21 protein-coding genes are annotated in these 17,642 nt (G+C 57.8%); 18 read left to right on the forward strand and 3 right to left on the reverse strand.

Annotation, left to right across the window (positions count from 1 at the left end; genetic code table 11):
- Window positions 1–29: 29 nt before the first annotated feature.
- From C4J85_RS05750 to recX, 14 genes are all read left to right on the forward strand, one after another.
- Entirely contained in the window at window positions 30–3,881 is a 3,852-nt protein-coding gene (locus C4J85_RS05750) for a phage tail protein (protein ID WP_124409191.1), read from the forward strand.
- Complete coding sequence (locus C4J85_RS05755) at window positions 3,878–4,159, forward strand: hypothetical protein (protein WP_124409192.1); 282 nt, start codon at window positions 3,878–3,880, stop codon at window positions 4,157–4,159. The genes C4J85_RS05750 and C4J85_RS05755 overlap by 4 nt, the downstream gene beginning before the upstream one ends.
- Window positions 4,159–4,866, forward strand: a complete 708-nt coding sequence (locus C4J85_RS05760; RefSeq protein WP_124409193.1) for a hypothetical protein — start codon at window positions 4,159–4,161, stop codon at window positions 4,864–4,866. The genes C4J85_RS05755 and C4J85_RS05760 overlap by 1 nt, the downstream gene beginning before the upstream one ends.
- Before the next feature lie 110 nt (window positions 4,867–4,976).
- A complete protein-coding gene (locus C4J85_RS05765) occupies window positions 4,977–6,080 on the forward strand; it encodes a pyocin knob domain-containing protein (RefSeq protein WP_124409194.1) in 1,104 nt (367 codons plus the stop codon).
- Window positions 6,080–6,400 carry a hypothetical protein gene (locus C4J85_RS05770; RefSeq protein ID WP_124409195.1) on the forward strand — a complete coding sequence of 107 codons (321 nt, stop codon included), beginning with the start codon at window positions 6,080–6,082 and terminating at the stop codon, window positions 6,398–6,400. The genes C4J85_RS05765 and C4J85_RS05770 overlap by 1 nt, the downstream gene beginning before the upstream one ends.
- Window positions 6,390–6,662, forward strand: coding sequence for a hypothetical protein (locus C4J85_RS05775; RefSeq protein WP_124409196.1), 273 nt, complete (start codon window positions 6,390–6,392; stop codon window positions 6,660–6,662). The genes C4J85_RS05770 and C4J85_RS05775 overlap by 11 nt, the downstream gene beginning before the upstream one ends.
- A gap of 65 nt (window positions 6,663–6,727) precedes the next feature.
- A complete protein-coding gene (locus C4J85_RS05780; protein WP_124409197.1) occupies window positions 6,728–7,822 on the forward strand; it encodes a hypothetical protein in 1,095 nt (364 codons plus the stop codon).
- Window positions 7,819–8,172 carry a hypothetical protein gene (locus tag C4J85_RS05785; RefSeq protein WP_124409198.1) on the forward strand — a complete coding sequence of 118 codons (354 nt, stop codon included), beginning with the start codon at window positions 7,819–7,821 and terminating at the stop codon, window positions 8,170–8,172. Before C4J85_RS05780 ends, C4J85_RS05785 begins: the two co-directional genes overlap by 4 nt.
- Window positions 8,165–8,356 carry a hypothetical protein gene (locus C4J85_RS05790; RefSeq protein WP_124409199.1) on the forward strand — a complete coding sequence of 64 codons (192 nt, stop codon included), beginning with the start codon at window positions 8,165–8,167 and terminating at the stop codon, window positions 8,354–8,356. Before C4J85_RS05785 ends, C4J85_RS05790 begins: the two co-directional genes overlap by 8 nt.
- Window positions 8,353–8,904, forward strand: a complete 552-nt coding sequence (locus tag C4J85_RS05795; protein ID WP_124409200.1) for a glycoside hydrolase family 19 protein — start codon at window positions 8,353–8,355, stop codon at window positions 8,902–8,904. The genes C4J85_RS05790 and C4J85_RS05795 overlap by 4 nt, the downstream gene beginning before the upstream one ends.
- Window positions 8,892–9,392 (forward strand): lysis system i-spanin subunit Rz, encoded by a 501-nt coding sequence (locus tag C4J85_RS05800; RefSeq protein WP_124366034.1) that lies wholly within the window; start codon window positions 8,892–8,894, stop codon window positions 9,390–9,392. Before C4J85_RS05795 ends, C4J85_RS05800 begins: the two co-directional genes overlap by 13 nt.
- 81 nt (window positions 9,393–9,473) lie before the next feature.
- The gene (locus tag C4J85_RS05805) at window positions 9,474–9,974 is read left to right on the forward strand and encodes a CinA family protein (RefSeq protein ID WP_124366035.1); all 501 of its coding nucleotides are present in this window, start codon (window positions 9,474–9,476) and stop codon (window positions 9,972–9,974) included.
- Window positions 9,975–10,057: 83 nt separating this feature from the next.
- Complete coding sequence (gene recA / locus C4J85_RS05810) at window positions 10,058–11,116, forward strand: recombinase RecA (protein WP_005785454.1); 1,059 nt, start codon at window positions 10,058–10,060, stop codon at window positions 11,114–11,116.
- Window positions 11,117–11,124: 8 nt separating this feature from the next.
- Entirely contained in the window at window positions 11,125–11,592 is a 468-nt protein-coding gene (gene recX, locus C4J85_RS05815; RefSeq protein ID WP_124366036.1) for a recombination regulator RecX, read from the forward strand.
- Window positions 11,593–11,653: 61 nt separating this feature from the next.
- On the opposite strand, the gene C4J85_RS05820 is transcribed toward recX, so the two are convergent.
- Together C4J85_RS05820 and C4J85_RS05825 are read right to left on the reverse strand one after the other, a co-directional pair.
- Window positions 11,654–12,766 (reverse strand): TIGR00730 family Rossman fold protein, encoded by a 1,113-nt coding sequence (locus C4J85_RS05820; protein WP_124366037.1) that lies wholly within the window; start codon window positions 12,764–12,766, stop codon window positions 11,654–11,656.
- A gap of 283 nt (window positions 12,767–13,049) precedes the next feature.
- Window positions 13,050–13,484, reverse strand: a complete 435-nt coding sequence (locus tag C4J85_RS05825) for a PA3611 family quorum-sensing-regulated virulence factor (protein ID WP_124366038.1) — start codon at window positions 13,482–13,484, stop codon at window positions 13,050–13,052.
- A gap of 178 nt (window positions 13,485–13,662) precedes the next feature.
- Here C4J85_RS05825 and C4J85_RS05830 point away from each other — a divergent pair, with 178 nt between their 5' ends.
- The 3 genes from C4J85_RS05830 to C4J85_RS05840 all read left to right on the forward strand — a co-directional run bounded on the left by C4J85_RS05830 (window position 13,663) and on the right by C4J85_RS05840 (window position 15,722).
- Window positions 13,663–14,382 (forward strand): tRNA-uridine aminocarboxypropyltransferase, encoded by a 720-nt coding sequence (locus C4J85_RS05830; RefSeq protein ID WP_124409201.1) that lies wholly within the window; start codon window positions 13,663–13,665, stop codon window positions 14,380–14,382.
- A gap of 251 nt (window positions 14,383–14,633) precedes the next feature.
- On the forward strand, window positions 14,634–15,284 hold the full coding sequence (gene erdR / locus C4J85_RS05835) for a response regulator transcription factor ErdR (RefSeq protein ID WP_124409202.1): 651 nt from the start codon (window positions 14,634–14,636) through the stop codon (window positions 15,282–15,284).
- Between the two features lie 75 nt (window positions 15,285–15,359).
- Entirely contained in the window at window positions 15,360–15,722 is a 363-nt protein-coding gene (locus tag C4J85_RS05840; RefSeq protein ID WP_124361552.1) for a diacylglycerol kinase, read from the forward strand.
- A 3-nt stretch (window positions 15,723–15,725) separates the two neighbouring features.
- Here C4J85_RS05840 and C4J85_RS05845 read toward each other — a convergent pair whose 3' ends face one another.
- Entirely contained in the window at window positions 15,726–16,652 is a 927-nt protein-coding gene (locus C4J85_RS05845) for a LysR family transcriptional regulator (RefSeq protein ID WP_010212678.1), read from the reverse strand.
- A gap of 123 nt (window positions 16,653–16,775) precedes the next feature.
- Here C4J85_RS05845 and fpr point away from each other — a divergent pair, with 123 nt between their 5' ends.
- A complete protein-coding gene (gene fpr / locus C4J85_RS05850; protein ID WP_003189055.1) occupies window positions 16,776–17,555 on the forward strand; it encodes a ferredoxin-NADP reductase in 780 nt (259 codons plus the stop codon).
- The last annotated feature ends 87 nt before the right edge of the window (window positions 17,556–17,642 follow it).

Genomic DNA, 17,642 nt, shown 5'->3' on the forward strand with positions numbered 1-17,642 from the left:
GCGGGCTTTATTTCGCCTGAAGGAAAGCCATGACTGACCTCACTCTCGCTGGCAGCAAAGGCGGCGCGTCCAAGCCCCGCCCCTCCGTGGAGGCGCCAGACAGCCTGCAAAGTACGGCCTATGCCCGTATCCTCGATCTCGTCAGCGAAGGCGAGATTGTCGGTCTGAAAAACGATAAGCGCTCGGTGTTTCTCGACGAGACCCCGTTGGCCAACGCCGATGGCAGCCTCAACTTCAGTGGCGTGACCCTCGACACCCGCAATGGCAGCCAGGACCAGACCCATATCCCGGGTTTCCCTGCGGTGGAAAACGAAAGCCCGGTGTCAATCGAGCTGCGCAGCGACCAGCCCTGGACCAAGTCCTATTCCAACCTGCAACTCTCCGCAGTACGGGTTCGCCTGGCCGTCACGCGGTTGTCGCAGACCAACACCAGCAATGGCGACACCAACGGTTATACCGTGCAGTACGCCATCGACCTGTCCACCGATGGCGGTGCTTTTACCGAAGTGTTGGCGGCCGCGTTCAGCGGCAAAACCACCACCAAGTACGAACGTTCCCACCGCGTTGACTTGCCCCCTGCGAAAGTCGGCTGGACCCTGCGCGTGCGCCGGATCACACCGAATTCCACCAGTGGCGCGATTGCCGACACCACCACTGTGGAGTCGTCCACCGAGGTGATTGACGCCAAGCTGCGCTATCCCGGCTCGGCACTGATCGGCTTGCAATTCGACGCCGCGCAATTTCAATCGATCCCCTCGCGCTCCTTCGAACTGCGTGGGCGAATCATCAGGGTGCCAAGTAACTACGATCCGCAAACCCGCGTATATAACGGCGTGTGGGACGGTACGTTCAAATCCGCCTGGACCGACAATCCGGCCTGGATCTATTACGATCTGCTGTTGCACCAACGCTATGGGCTCGGCCACCTGCTCAACGCCGGCCAAGTGGATAAGTGGGAGCTGTACCGCATCGGCCAGTACTGCGACCAACCGGTGTCCGACGGCAAGGGCGGTACCGAGCCGCGCTTCACCTGCAACCTGTACCTGTCGGTACGTGCCGACGCATTGAAGGTGCTGCAAGACCTGGCGACCACGTTCCGCGGCATGTCCTATTGGGGCGCAGGGTCAGTGATGGCGGTGGCGGATATGCCGGAAGACCCGGTCTACACCTACTCCAACGCCAACGTGATCGGCGGCCAGTTCATCTATGGCGGCTCGGCGAAAAAGACCCGCTACACAGTCGCCCTGGTCAGTTGGAATGACCCGACGGATTTCTATCGCCAGAAGGTGCAATACGTCGACGACGCCGAAGGCATCGCCCGCTATGGCATCCAGCAAACCGAAATCAGTGCCACCGGTTGCACCTCCCAGGCGCAAGCCCAGCGCATCGGCAAATGGGCGTTGCTCACCAACCGCCTGGAAACCGAAAGCGTGACTTTCACGGTTGGCCTCGACGGCACCCTGGCGCGGCCCGGCCAGATCATCCGCGTGGCCGACAACGACCGCGCCGGCCGCCGTATTGGCGGGCGCCTTCGCGCGGCGACCCTCGACACCCTGACCCTGGATGCAGAAGTTACGGCAGCCGCAGGTGACACCATCACCCTGGTGATGCCCAACGGCAAGGCTGTATCCCGGGAGGTCAAGTCCGTCAGCGCCGCAGGTGCGGATGAGCAGTTGGTTGTGTTGCAAACCAAGCTCGACGAACTGCCCCCGGTCCAATCGATCTGGGCCATCGACTCCGCGACCCTGGCTTTGCAACAGTTCCGCGTGCTGTCGATTTCCGAAGACTTTTCGGATGACGAAATCAAATACAGCCTCAGCGCGGTCAAGCACGTGCCGAGTAAATTTGCCGCCATCGACAACGGCGCCAAAATCGACAGCCCACCTATCACCGTGATCCCGCCGAGCGTGCAAGTGGCCCCGACCGGCGTGACCGTCAGCAATGACCATTTCGTCGAGCAGGGCAGCGCGGTCAATGTCATGACCATCGAGTGGCAGCGGGCGGCCAATGCCATTGCCTATGAGGCTTACTGGCGCAAGAACGACGGTGAATGGGTCTACGCTGGCCGCACGGGTGGTAGTTCTATCGAGGTGTCCGCCATTTATGCCGGGCGTTATGTGGCCAAGGTGCGGGCGATCAACGCGTTGGACATTGGCTCGTTATACAGCGAGTCGGTGGAGACCGTGCTCAATGGCAAGACGACCTTGCCGCCGACCGTGGCCGCGCTGACAACTGAATCATTGGTCTTTGCGATCAAGGTGAAATGGCAGATTCCGCAGGGGGTGAGCACGGCGGATTTGCAGCGTACAGAAATCTGGTATGGGAAAACTTCCGACCTGGCACTGGCGACCAAGTTGGGGGATTACGCGTATCCGCAGACTGATTTGACCATGATGGGGCTGGCGGCGGGGACGTCGTTGTTCTTCTGGGCGAGATTGGTGGACCGTACCGGCAATATCGGGCCGTGGTTTCCAACTGGGGCAGGAGTAAGGGGGCAGGCCAGCGCGGATGCTGCGCCGATCCTGGATCTGATTGCCGGGCAGGTAGGCGAGACAGAACTGGGCAAACATCTCCTTGAGCGCATCGAGTTGATTGATGGAGGCGGTGTTGGTTCGGTCAATCAGCGTTTGGACAACGCCCGCGAAGAGCTGACGGGGCTGGTCGACCAGATCAGCGGTGCAGTGTTGTATGACGCTTCGAAAACCTACGTCGTGGGTGATTTTGTACGCCAAGGCGATCGTCTGTATCAAGCGCTCAAAGCCGTACCGGTTATGAATGCTCCGCCGAGCGCCACCTTTTGGCTGGACATAGGCTCTCTCCTGCAAACCACCAATGCTCTGGCGACGCAGATCCAGCAGAATAAAACCGCAATCGAAGTGGTTGATGGCAAGGCCACTGCGCAAGCTCAGAAGCTCGACAGCGTGCGCAGTCAGATTGATGATCCGGCCAGTGGGTTGACGGCTACGTCGACCGGATTGAGTGGGCTCAAAACTCAAGTCGCGACTGTGGATGGCAAGCTGACAAGTACCTCGCAAAAAACAGATGGGGTATACGCCCAGGTTAATCCGAAGTTGTCTGGCGATGACGTAACTTCGTTTGCCGGCGATGATCTTTCGATGGCGGGGACGTGGTCGGTGCTGTCGGCCATTGCCGAAGGCGACAGTGTCCAAGCGATGAAGACCGACGCCCTTGAAGTGCGGTTAAACCAAGCTCAAGCGAGTGTTTCCCAAGTGGACACTGCTTCAGCGACTCGCGATGAAGCGCTTGCCTTGCGGGTAACCAGGCTGGATACGCGATTCAAGGACAACTCCGCTTCCATTGAATCGAAATTAACTACCCTGGCTTCGGCCGACAGTACGCTCGCTCAGAGTATCGATACCGTTCAGGCTAAAGTTGCACAGCAATCAGTCAGCATACAAACAAACGCAACCGCGATTGCAGACACAAGGGGAAAACTGGCAGCCAATTGGTCTGTGCGAATGCAGGTGGCGGCTGAGGGAGGCTATAAGTACGCGGGGATCGGGCTAGGTTTGGAGGGCGGCGCGTCAGGTGTATTGGAAAGTCGGTTTATTGTTGCCGCTGACAGTTTTGTCATCCTCAACGGGGAGCGTGGAACTAGCCCGTTTGCAGTCAGTGGTGATAAGACTTATATCAAGTCTGCGTATATCCAGGATGGCTCTATCAATATGCTGAAAATCGGAGACCAACTTAAGTCTGATAACTATGAGGTGGGTAAGACGGGTTGGAAACTGAGTAAGGACGGTGGAGTAGAGTTCAATGGTAACGTTGAGGGCGGCGGTCGGCTTACCATGACCAACCAGTTGATTCAGATATTTTACGGTAACGGTAAGTTGTGCCTGCGTGCAGGTATCTGGTCATGAGTGCTGGAATAGAGGTCTATGGTCCAACGGGGGCTCTTTATATGGACGGTACTGGGCGCTACGGACGTGTGATTGATATATTCCAACCATCACTTGGTACGGGAAGCAAAATGTACCCTGATATTGAAGAGGCCAGTTTGGATTTCGCTTACTTTCAAGGCGACACCCAAGTCTTGACCGTTTGGAAGAGCGGACAGTCCATCCATTGGCGATTAGATGACGCCTACTATGCTGGTGGCTTCTCCGGATCACGACTTCTTGTAGTGGTGGCATTCTGATGAGTGGCTTCGAGGTTTTAAATAATAAAGGGTTTAAGGTCGCTGGGTCGGATTATCCAAATCTGGTGCTTTACGGGAAAACTACATTAGTTACCCAGAATTTCAATATAAACGGTCCTGGTTTTAACTTTGTCAGTTATGTCGGCAGTGCTGAAGTTCCTCAGGATGGAAGTGCGCTACGCTTTTATAGATCACCGGATGGTCATCATATGATCGAACAGGGAGGACGGATTTTTTCTGATGTCGTCGGCGCTTCTTTTGAATGTTACTCGTTTGGACCTGTAATGCCTAACCCAGGAAAAAATGGTCTCGAAGTCTACAACGAAAGTGGCGAACTCAAGTTTTCGACTGGACGGCCATTTCTTAAGCTTGCCGGAGTGTTTATTGACCCCTATGTGTCAGTTGCCACTGAAGACCTGCCACCGCCTTACCAATATCAGACGGACTATACAGAGGGCGCCAGGAAGCTGGCGTTCCAGTTCTCCAATGCGCATTACTATTACCGTCTGGTACGAGCGTCGGGCAGGAACTATAGCGCCAGTTACAACAGTGTTCGGATCGCCTGCCTTTCAACTGATGGGAAATTCAAATGCAAATATATGACCAAGTATCAATGGACTCACGCATGGGCGGTCGCTCGGGTCTGGCAGATTCCAAATCGGGGCGCTCCGCAGAGAATGTTGATCGCTGACGTGACTGGTCTATAGGGGCTTGGTTGTCATTGTCTCTGAAGGGGGCAGAGTCGTTGAGCGACCCCGCCATTTTTTGGTTAATTGTCTAATTGCAAGGGCCGCCGTTGCGGCGTCTGGAGATGTATATGTCACGACAAGAAATATTGCTGGGCGCGTTACCCACCGGTATTGGAGGTGATACTCCGCGTGGTGCAAACGTCAAGATTAACGCCATGATGACCGAGCTTTATGCGCGTGATGCGCTGCTGGGCACGGCGGCGAACCGAAACACGACACCTGACGGCGACGTCAGGCCGTTTAACCAGAATGTCTTGAAATACGGGGACTGGGGGCTTTCAGGGCATCCCGTGGTGATGGCCGATACCGCCAGCTTCAACGATTGCATACGAACCGGGAATTATATTTTCGGAAACGGAGGACTGGACGGTCCGGGCGCTAAGATCGAAGGTATGACGTATTGTTACGTCATGGTGGTTGGGGCCAGTGATGGGTCGTTCTGTTCTCAGGAAGCCATTGCGCTCAATGGGCCGGGGCGCTCTACGCGTTTTCTGTGGGCAGGCGTCTGGAGCCCGTGGAAGCAGGTGCTGCAGGCCGGCGATTTTGGTTTGGGCGGCAACGTTGTTCTGTATGTCAAGAATATCGATGACAGGGCCCAGCGAGGTCGCTACTACGTTCACGCTGACGCGCCAGGTACTCGGCCTCCCGGTTACACCTATGGAGTCCTCGAAACGTTTGGTTATACAGGCGATTCTGTGCATCAGGTCTGGACCGTCATCATCGGTGGTACCGCAGCGGTCAGTAAACCCACTTGGACTCGCTGCGTATATGGCGACGGCAACTGGTCACCTTGGCGGCTGGTATATGACCAGTCAACAGCGGTAGGCACGGTCGGCTTCAGCGCAGCGGCAGGAGGGCGTGTACCGGCAGGCGCGTTGATGGAGTCAGGCGGCGTAACGGATGGAGACGGAAGCATCCACCAATGGCACAAGTTTGCCACCGGTTTGATGCTGTATTCAGTGCAATACAATCGAGGTACGACAGCGGCCTTGCCGATAACTATCGCCTTGTATTTACCTTTTGTGGGGTACGCCAGTTGTACGCCTAACCAGATTCCAAGTCATGCCTGGACAACATTGAAGGGATACGCGACCGGATCCAGCTGTGTGATTTATCCGGATCAGACGTTGCCCCAGTCATTTATCGTGAACATGATAGGGATGTGGGGATAATGAAGATCCAGTTCATTGCGCAACAACGTCTCGACAGCGTGAAGTATCGACGTGTCGGGCCGTATCAAATTGAAGTAAACGGCGAACTGTTCGATTTCTCCCGGATGAAGGCCGGGGACGAACTAATTGCGCCGATCGCGGTGAAAAGCTCATGGTTTGCGCACCGTGTCAGCGTTGAAGATGAACAACTTTGCTTATCGCTGTTTGTTCCTGTTGTGTCGGGGTTTAATTTCGATGGAGTTCATCCTGTTGATATGACGATTGACCAGAATGGGATGATCGAAGTGCCGGAATTCAAGGAGGTTGACCGTGACCATTGAAAATATCGATTGGTCGCAACTGACGACTGCTCATGCAAGGGCTGACGTGCTGTTGCAACCACTCATAGAGGCGCAGGCTATATGGCGGGCAGCGGAAATGGCATTTATTGCTGATCAATTGATCGCGCTGGAAGACGTTGATCCTGATGCTCTTCCAGGCACAGATCGCCAATGGCGTGACTACCGCACCCAGGTGCGCAGATGGACGCTGGGCGCCGAAGGCTATCCAGCTATAGAGTTGCGCCCGCGCCGTCCTACCTGAGCGATACGTTTACCCATAAAGCCGCCTTTGAGCGGTTTTTTATTGCCCTGACTATGGAGAGTCCAATGGCACGCCAAGAAATCAATATTGGTGCGGCACCTACTGGCGTGGGCGGTGATACCCCACGCAGTGCGAGCATCAAGATCAATGCAATGACCCAAGAACTGTTCGCCCGTCAAGCTCAATTGGGAACTGCCGCTACTCAAAACGTAGTCACCGCCAGTGATGATTTTACCCCAGGTCGGGTGGCCATGATGGGCCATGCAGGCTGGGGCGCCGAGCCCATTCCGAAACAGCCCACCGACGATGCCAATGAATTGCCACGCGTCAGCGGGCTGTTTCAGTTCGGTAATGGCGGTGTCAACTTGCCCAACCCATTTGTGCAGATCCTGCAGGTTGCCAACTCGGGCGGCTATGTTTGGCAAACCGCGAAAGCCATGCTTGATGAGTCAATTTTTACGCGAGGTCGACGTGGGGATGGCCTGTGGTCTCCATGGCGTGCCGAAATCAATACGTCGGTCTTCGCCCTGGGATTCGGACAAGGTGTGACACCGGGCGAGTTGATAGGACTGTCGTCAGCCCAAACCGCCTCGCCCAATAAAGCCAACACCGGCCTGTACAGCTATTACAACCACCCCGACGGTGTACCGGGCTTTGGTGCGATCAGTGTGCTTTCACAGGCCTGGGGACATGATCCGCAATGGCGCGCGCAGTTGTCGATGGCCGTATCGGGTGATGGTATTCACTTTCGCCAGTTCAGCGTGAACCCAGGCGCAACTGCGCCCAATTGGCGCAGCATTTTGCATAACGGCAATGCAATTTCCGGGGTGTTCGACGCCGGCCCGTCAGGCGTGTTACCGATCAACTCCGGGCTCATTGAGCGGGGCGGCACGCTTGACAATTGGTATTTCCGTTTCGCTGGCGGCCTGCAGATATGTCAGCAACGTTTTACCGGCTACACCGCAGGTGTTGCGCGCAATGTGGGATGGCTGGCGGGGTTCGCAGATACGCCTGTGGCGGTTTTCCACAGCGTTTATCCATCGGTCAACTGGGACACTACCGCCAGATCCTATGGTAATGCAGGTTCCTATTTCTTTTTGTCCGACCAAACCCTTAACAACATCGTGACGATGACTGCAATCGGGAGATGGCACGCATGATCATTCACCACGTTCCATTTCGACCTATCGGTATCGCGACGCCGACAACGGCTTTTGTAGACGGAGAAACACTGATCGTGAATGACCAGAGGATTGATCTTTCAGCGATCCCTGAAGGTATGACCCTGCCCATGGCGGCGATCGAGCATGATTTATTTGCCGGGCCAGTCAGTCGGCGTAAAGGTGAGATTGAGTTGACTCTGAAACTCGCCGTCAACGCGTGTGCGCCTGCCTATATGTGGCAGAGCGGAAGGCTCCAGGTATCGGCCGGTCCCGTTCCTTTTCCGCTTGAGCCTGTGGAGCCCCCTTTCCAGGCAGCCCAATCGCAGGAGCGTAAATACGATGTTTGACCTGACGAAACTGGAGAAAACCCAGACCCCGCAAGACGTCAAGGCGCAAGCGGATTCTCGCGAGGCGCTGGCTTATCTGGCTTCTACTGACTGGTATAGCCTGCGGTTCATGGAGGATAAAACGCCGGTGCCTGAGGCAATTCTGGCGGCGCGTGCGGTGGCTCGTAGAAAGGTCATCACATGACCCTTGACCAGCTCCGGCAAGTGTTTCCCCACGCCGGCACTCAAGCGAGCGTTTTCACCTCGGCCCTCAATTCAGCAATGTTGAATCGGCAAATAAACACGTCCAAACGCATCGCCGCCTTCCTCGCCCAGATCGGCCACGAATCCGCCGAATTGCGCTACGTGCGCGAGCTGGGCAGCGATCACTACCTCAGCAAGTACGACACCGGCACCCTGTCTGCCCGCTTGGGCAATACACCGGTGGCGGATGGTGATGGGCAGAAGTACCGGGGGAGGGGGCTGATTCAGGTCACGGGACGGCGCAACTACCTGGCGTGCAGCCAGGCACTGTTTGGCGATGATCGCCTGCTGCAGCAACCGCAGTTGCTTGAACAACCCCAATGGGCCTGCGAATCCGCCGCCTGGTTCTGGCAAACCAACGGCCTCAACGAATTGGCCGACAAGGACCAGTTCACCACGATTACCCGGCGTATCAACGGCGGCCTGAACGGCCTGCAGGATCGCGTGCAATTGTGGGAACGGGCAAAGGCAGTGCTATGCGTTTCCTAGGCTGGTTGCGCTGGGTCGGCATTTGCCTGCTGCTTGCGCTGGTGTGGCAAGTGCAGGCCTGGCGCTATGGTGCGCAGCTTGAGCAGCAGGCGGCGGGTCATGCGCTGGCACTTGGTCAGCAGCGCCAGGCCGCGTTCGAACAGCAACAGGCAGAACAACAAAAACGCCTGGCCCTGGAGCAACAGCTCAACGCCAGTGACCAACAACACACCCAGGAGTTGAGCGATGCCCAACGTAACCAAGCTGCTCTGCGCGACCGCCTGGCCACTGCTGATGTGCGGTTGTCAGTCCTTCTCGACGCCACCGATCCCGCCGGCGGCGCGCTTGTGCCCGCCTGCGCCACCCCCGGCGGCGTGGTTCATGCAGCCCCACGAGCCCGACTTGACCCGGCGCATGCTCAGCGAATTATCCGCATCACCGACGACGGCGACAACGCCCTGATCGCCTTGCGTGCCTGCCAGGCCTATGTGCGGGCCGTCGCGCGTTAGTCTTTTGATGCACTCTGCAACTTGCATGACCGATGGGCTGCTGTAGGGTAGGCGAACCACCGCCCATTCCTGGAGATGACCGTGAAGGAAATCACTCAACTGGCTGCTGAACTGGGGCGCCGTTTGCAGGTGCTCAATGCCCATGTCACCACCGCCGAGTCCTGCACCGGCGGCGGTATCGCCGAAGCCATCACGCGCATACCGGGCAGTTCGGCGTGGTTCGAGGCGGGCTATGTTACCTATTCCAACCGACAGAAGACCCGGCAATTGAACGTACCGGAAAAGCTGTTTTCCAAAGTTGGCGCCGTCAGCCAGGAAGTGGTCGAAGCAATGGTGCGAGGGGCACAGGAAAAAAGCCTGGCGCGGTTTGCCGTGGCAGTCAGCGGCGTGGCGGGCCCGGACGGTGGTACGCGGGACAAGCCGGTGGGCACGGTATGGCTGGCGTTCGGCGTGGGCGATGAGGTCACGGCCGAGCTTGCGCACTTCCCCGGTAACCGCGATGAAGTCCGGCGACAAACGGTAAAAGCCGCGCTGGAGGGCTTGTTGCGACGAGCTGCAGCAGAAATAGACAATCAGGGGTAGGCGATCTTCGATCTTTGTGGAACAATACTGTCTACTTATACAGGTGTTGGCCGTCAGGCCTTATTGATTACGTGAGGACTTTAATGGACGACAACAAGAAGAAAGCCTTGGCTGCGGCCCTGGGTCAGATCGAACGTCAATTCGGCAAGGGTGCCGTAATGCGTATGGGCGATCACGACCGTCAGGCAATCCCGGCTATCTCCACTGGCTCTCTGGGTCTGGATATCGCGCTCGGCATTGGCGGCCTGCCAAAAGGCCGTATCGTTGAGATCTACGGTCCTGAATCTTCCGGTAAAACCACCCTGACCCTGTCGGTGATTGCCCAGGCTCAGAAAATGGGCGCCACCTGCGCATTCGTCGATGCCGAGCACGCCCTGGATCCTGAATACGCCGGCAAGCTGGGCGTCAACGTCGACGACCTGCTGGTTTCCCAGCCAGACACCGGTGAGCAAGCCCTGGAAATCACCGACATGCTGGTGCGCTCCAACGCCATCGACGTGATCGTGGTCGACTCCGTGGCTGCCCTGGTACCCAAGGCAGAAATCGAAGGCGAAATGGGCGACATGCACGTGGGCCTGCAAGCCCGCCTGATGTCCCAGGCGCTGCGTAAAATCACCGGCAACATCAAGAACGCCAACTGCCTGGTGATCTTCATCAACCAGATCCGTATGAAAATCGGTGTGATGTTCGGCAGCCCGGAAACCACCACCGGTGGTAACGCGCTGAAGTTCTACGCTTCGGTTCGTCTGGATATCCGTCGTACCGGCGCGGTGAAGGAAGGTGACGAGGTTGTCGGTAGCGAAACCCGCGTCAAAGTCGTGAAGAACAAGGTAGCCCCGCCTTTCCGCCAAGCAGAGTTCCAGATTCTTTATGGCAAAGGCATCTACCTGAACGGCGAGATGATCGACCTGGGCGTGCTGCACGGTTTTGTCGAGAAGTCCGGTGCCTGGTATGCCTACAACGGCAGCAAGATCGGTCAGGGCAAGGCCAACTCGGCCAAGTTCCTGGCAGACAACCCGGATATCGCCGCCACGCTTGAAAAGCAGATTCGCGACAAGCTGCTGACCCCTGCGCCAGACGTCAAAGCCGCCGCCAACCGTGAGCCGGTTGACGAGATGGAAGAAGCCGACACTGACATCTGAAGCAAACGATGACTGTTGTACTGGATACACTCGTTGCCGTTCGGCGCACTGCAATGGACCTGCTCGCACGTCGCGAGCATGGTCGAGTCGAGCTGACGCGCAAATTGCGTCAGCGCGGCGCAGAGCCTGAAATGATCGAAACGGCCCTCGACCGTTTGACGGAAGAAGGGCTGCTGTCGGAAGCCCGATACCTCGAAAGCTTTGTGTCCTACCGCGCGCGCTCCGGTTATGGCCCTGCGCGGATTCGCGAAGAGTTGAGCCAGCGCGGCCTGCAACGTGCCGATATCGACCTCGCCCTGCGTGAGTGCGGTATCAGTTGGCAGTCGCAGTTGGAAGAGACTTGGCGCCGCAAGTTTTCAGGCCATCTGCCGATTGATGCCAGGGAGCGTGCGAAACAAGGCCGCTTCCTGAGCTATCGCGGGTTTTCGATGGACATGATCAGCCGCTTGTTAAGCGGTCGGGACATGGACGACTGAACGCCACAAAACGAAAGGCCCACTATGAAAATAGTGGGCCTTTTTTTTCGCCTGCAAAAAATCACGCAGGCTGTGGCGTCACCCGCTGCTGCGTCTCACCCTGAGCCTGGACCCAGTTTTCCGGCAAGTTGATGTAATCCACCAATTCGCGCAATCGCCCTTGGTCGCGGCCATTGAAGTTGAAGACCAGTCGCGTCAAATGACTGAACCTTGGCTCGTCATGGTCTTCGCCTGTGTAGGCAAGCTGCTGGAACGCTCCGCTCAGCCGCAGGCTGGCAAACTCATCCTGCAAATGCGCTAGGGCTCGATCACTGAGTGGATGATTCATGCGCACTACGAACTCACGCTTCAGCCAGCGCGTTGAATGGAAGTTGGCATAAAACCGATTGATCTCGTCCACGGCTTCTTCTGCGCTGTAGACCAGGCGTATGAGCTTGAGGTCGGTCGGCAGGATATAGCGATTAGCCTCCAGCTGGCTGCGGATAAAATCCAGAGCGCCTTGCCAGAAGCCGCCGCCGGGTGCGTCCAGCAGTACCACCGGCACCAGTGGGCTTTTGCCGGTCTGGATCAGGGTCAGCACTTCCAGGGCTTCGTCCAGGGTGCCGAAACCACCCGGGCACAGGATCAGTGCGTCGGCTTCCTTGACGAAAAACAGTTTGCGGGTAAAGAAGAAGTGGAAGGACAGCAGGTTGTCGGTGCCGTCGATGGTCGGATTGGCATGCTGTTCAAACGGCAGGGTGATGTTGAACCCCAGGCTGTGCTCCAGGCCCGCGCCCTCATGCGCCGCAGCCATGATGCCGCCGCCGCCGCCGGTGATGACCATCAGGTCGGAACGCGCCAACGTTGCGCCTACTTCTCGAGCCAATGCATACAGGGGGCTTTCCACTGGCGTACGTGCCGAGCCGAACACCGTCACCTTGCGCCGCCCCTTGAACTGTTCGAGTACACGGAAGGCATGGTCCAACTCACGAATGGCGCGCAAGGTGATCTTGGCGTTCCAACGGTCGCGGTCATCCTGGGCCATGCGCAGAACGGTGAGGATCATGTCGCGATACAAGGGGATATTTGCACTGTTGGGGGCGATCAGCTGGAGTTGCGCGTCCACTTGTTGAGTGAGGTCGGTGCCATTTTGTTCAAAAAGCTGGAGCAGGGAGTCATTCGATTCATAAGGCATTCAACTTCTCCTTCTTCACAGGGCCTGGGTAGCCGACGAGCGTCGGCAGGGGCCGCGACACTGCATGTGTCGTGCTTGCCGCAGGAGGGCAGGCCTCTTTTGCCCTGAAAAAACGTTGCAGAACAGCAGTGAATGCTGCTGCGGGCGGGCGGATGGAATGATGCGATCATGGGCCGAAAAACCCTTGGCTGGCAACCGCTTATTGGTCACTCGCCATGGCGTCAGTCGTTGAAGCGGGGGAGGGCGCGTCGCCAGGCAGCCACGCGCGAATGGCAAGCCAGGGTTACTTTTTCTTCTTGGTTGGAGCCGGGCAGTCGGCTTCGGCGAATTTTACCGAGGCTACAGGACGGTTGGTCTTGTTCTCGGTAATTTCGTAGCGCATCACCGCGCCCTTCGCCATCAGTTCTCGGTAGCCTGGGTTGGTGCATACGCTGCGGCCCAGTTGGAAATATACCGCCTTGGGATTGGCACGCATCTGTTCGGCGCGGTCAGGCAGCACGCTCAGATGATCAATCAGTTGCGTGCCTTCAACGGTGTAGGCCACTTCCAGGGTTTTTTCATCGATTTCCCGGGGCAGGTCCTTGTTGCTTTCGGTCGCGACGCTTTGCAGCTTCCGGTTCATTTGAGCCTCCAGCAGCGAGGCTGCGTGGGCGCCCACAGGCAAGGCCAGCGCGATAGCGACGGATGGGGCAACGAGGCGCAGCATGGAACGCAGCATCAAACTCTCCTGATTCGGTTACTGGTGCATAGACCAGCCACTGCGCTGTGCGTTCAGTGGCGCGCAATTATAGGTGAGCGCTTGCCACTACAGCCAGGCGTATCGCTGGTAAACTGCGCGCACTTCAATTGCTCTTGAGTGACCCTGTGTCGATTTACCCGTCCGTATGGCGCATCCGATGAGCCACGCCGTCTCCCGCTTGCGTACCGAGCGCCTGGCCCGAGCCGTCAGGCCTTTCCTTAATCGGGGATCGCGTGCCGAGCGGTGCTCCGGTTGCCGAGTGATTCCCGAGTATTGCCTGTGCGCATGGCGACCAACGGTTCAGGCCAACGCTGCCATGTGCCTGTTGATGCACGACGTCGAACCGATGAAGCCCAGTAATACCGGCTGGCTGATCGCCGACGTTATCGACGACACCACGGCGTTCGCCTGGTCGCGCACCGAAGTCGATCCGGACCTGCTCACCTTGCTGGCCGATCCGCAGTGGCAGCCGTACATCGTGTTCCCCGGCGAATTCGTGGCGCCCGAGCGGGTGGTCAGCGCGGTGAATACCCAGGCGGGCAAGCGCCCACTGTTCATCCTGCTGGACGGCACTTGGAGCGAAGCGCGCAAGATGTTTCGCAAGAGCCCCTACCTGGAGCATTTGCCTGTGCTGAGCCTGGCGCCGGAGCAGCTGTCACGCTACAAGTTGCGCCGCTCCAAGCGTGATGATCATTTCTGCACCGCCGAGGTTGCCGCGCTGTGTCTGGAGTTGGCCGATGATCAGCTCGCCAGCGAAGTCCTGGACGCCTACCTCGATGTATTCAGCACGCATTATCTGGCCGCCAAGTTTCAGTTGCCTCTGGACGCGACGGACAGTGCCCACACGCGTTTGGCGCCTTATATCCCCGCGGCCTGACCCCTCGACGTTCGCATGATGGCACCTTAATCGCGTAACCCGCTAAAATCCCCATGGGCGTAGCGCTTGACCCCCCAGGCTGCGCTGGGCATGCTGGGCGCCGATTGGGGCGCTAGCTTGGTTTTTCGACGTTGTTTCGCATGTTTTTGACGTTGAGCGTGCCCCGTGGCGATGGCTGCCTGGCTGTTGCCTTGTGTACTGGCGGACCCTGAACCCATCAGGGCTCCCCTAAAAACAGGATCATTTAATCAATGGCCACATACGAAATCCTGATAGCCGATGACCACCCGCTGTTTCGCAGTGCGCTGCATCAGGCCGTAACCCTGGGCCTTGGCCCGGACGTGCGCCTGGTCGAAGTCGCCAGCATTGCCGAGCTGGAAGCCCGCCTGACTGAAAAATCCGACTGGGACCTGGTGCTGCTCGACCTGAACATGCCCGGCGCCTATGGTTTTTCGGGGTTGGTGCTGCTGCGCGGGCAATATCCGCAGATTCCCGTGGTGATGGTCTCGGCCCAGGAAGACGCCGATGTGGTGGTGCGCTCCAAGGAGTTCGGCGCCAGCGGCTTCGTTCCCAAGTCCAGCGCGATGGAAGATATCCAAAAGGCTGTGCGTGCCGTACTGGACGGCGATGTGTCCTGGCCACCGCAAGCGTTTGAAGAAATCAACGTGTCCGACGAAGCCAAGGCGGCTCGTGATGGCTTGGCCAGTTTGACGCCCCAGCAGTTCCGCGTATTGACCATGGTCTGCGAGGGCTTGTTGAACAAGCAGATTGCCTACGAGCTGAGCGTGTCGGAAGCGACCATCAAGGCCCACGTCACGGCGATTTTCCGCAAGTTGGGGGTGCGAACGCGCACCCAGGCGGCGTTGCTCTTGCAACAACTTGAGTCAATTTCGCAGCATTAAGTTACAACCGGTTCACGCTTTTTTGACTTTGCGTGATCTAGCTTCCCCACTTCTTTGGTTCAGTTGCCTACATCTATGTCGCCTTTCAAGGGTCAAACCGGTATCAAACGTATCTTCAACGCAGGGGGCTATTCCCTGGATGGCCTGCGCGCGGCTTTCACCGGCGAGGCGGCGTTCCGCCAGTTGGTACTGCTGAACGTCATCCTGATTCCGTTGAGTTTTTTCCTGCAGGTCAGCCGCGTCGAACGGGCGTTGCTGATTGCCGTGTGCCTGCTGGCGCTGATCGTCGAATTGCTCAATTCTGCGGTGGAAGCGGCGATCGACCGCATTTCCCTGGACCGCCACCCGCTGTCGAAAAACGCCAAGGACATGGGCAGCGCCGCGCAATTCGTGGCCCTGACCATGATCGCGCTGGTGTGGGCGGTCATTCTGATCTAACGATCATGCGATGCTCGGCAATACGATTTCGTCGCTGCGCTGAACCCCGGCGGTAAAAGCGCGGCACAGTTCCAGGAACTCGCGCATCGCCGAGGTCTGGTACTTCTGCTTATGCCAGATAAAGTAGAACTGCCGGGCCAGGTCCAGGTCCGGGGTTTCTACCGGCACCAGGCTGCCACGCCGGAATGCATCGCGCAGTGCCAGTCGCGAAATGCAACCAATCCCCAAACCCGACTCCACTGCTCGTTTGATCGCCTCGGTGTGTTCCAGCTCCAGGCGGATATTCAGCGCGCTGCGATGATGGCGCATAGCCTGATCAAATGTCAGGCGCGTGCCTGAGCCTTGTTCCCGCAGGATCCACGCCTCATGGGTCAGCTCATCCATGCTGGCCACGCCACGCTTGGCCAAGTGATGCTGGGGCGCGCAGAACACCACCAGCTCATCCTCCACCCAGGTCTGCACCTCGATGTCCGGATGGCTGCAATCGCCTTCAATCAGACCCAGGTCAATTTCGTAATGCGCCACCTGATGCACGATATGCGCAGTGTTTTGCACATGCAGTTTCACCTGACTCTCGGGGTGCTGCTGCATGAAGCTGCCGATCAGCAGGGTGGCCAGGTAATTGCCGATGGTCAGGGTGGCGCCCACGGCCAGTGAGCCAAAGCCGGACTTGCCGTTGAGCAGGTCCTCGATCTCCTTGGCCTGGTCCAGCAGGGCCACCGCTTGAGGCAGCAATTGATGCCCGAGCGCATTGAGGCTCAGGCGTTTGCCGGCGCGGTCGAATAATTGGCAGCTGGATTGGCGCTCCAGCTCGGTAATCGACGTGCTGGCGGCGGATTGGGATAAGGCCAGAAGGCCAGCAGCGCGGGAGACGCTTTCCTGCTGGGCGACGGCAACGAAGACTTGCAGTTGACGGAGAGTGAATCGCATATCGATATAACCGATAACCCTTATCTTAATAATCCAGTTAACAGATATTGTCGCCGCCATTAGAATGCTGTGCAATTGCGCACTTCATCTGTGGCGCAGGCCCATTTCCAGGAGTCCCCGTACATGAGCAACATGAACCACGAGCGTGTCCTCAGTGTTCATCACTGGAACGACACTCTGTTCAGCTTCAAGTGCACCCGCGATCCGGGTTTGCGCTTCGAGAACGGTCAGTTCGTGATGATCGGCCTGCAACAGCCCAACGGCCGCCCGCTCATGCGCGCCTACTCCATTGCCAGCCCGAACTGGGAAGAGCATCTGGAATTCTTCAGCATCAAGGTGCCGGATGGCCCGCTGACTTCCCAGTTGCAGCATTTGAAGGAAGGCGACGAGATCATCATCAGCAAAAAACCGACAGGCACCCTGGTGCTTGACGATTTGAAGCCGGGCAAACACCTGTACCTGCTCAGCACCGGCACGGGCCTCGCGCCATTCATGAGCGTGATTCAGGACCCGGAGACCTACGAGCGCTTCGAAAAAGTGATCCTGTGCCACGGCGTGCGTTACGTCAACGAAGTCGCCTACCGCGAATTCATCACCGAGCACCTGCCGCAGAACGAATTCTTCGGCGAGGCCCTGCGTGACAAGTTGATCTACTACCCGACCGTGACCCGCGAGCCGTTCGAAAACGAGGGCCGCCTGACCGACCTGATGCGCAGCGGCAAGCTGTTCAGCGACATCGGCCTGCCACCGATCAACCCCGAAGACGACCGTGCCATGCTGTGCGGTAGCCCAAGCATGTTGGACGAGACCAGCGAAGTGCTGAACAGCTTCGGTCTGAAAGTTTCGCCGCGCATGCGTGAGCCGGGTGATTATCTGATCGAACGTGCGTTCGTCGAAAAATAAACGCGATAAAAAATGTGGGAGGGGGCTTGCCCCCGATTGCGGTGGATCAGTCATAGATGAGTGACTGGCACACTGCTATCGGGGGCA

The sequence above is a fragment of the Pseudomonas sp. R4-34-07 genome (genome assembly GCF_003852375.1).
Lineage (GTDB): Bacteria > Pseudomonadota > Gammaproteobacteria > Pseudomonadales > Pseudomonadaceae > Aquipseudomonas.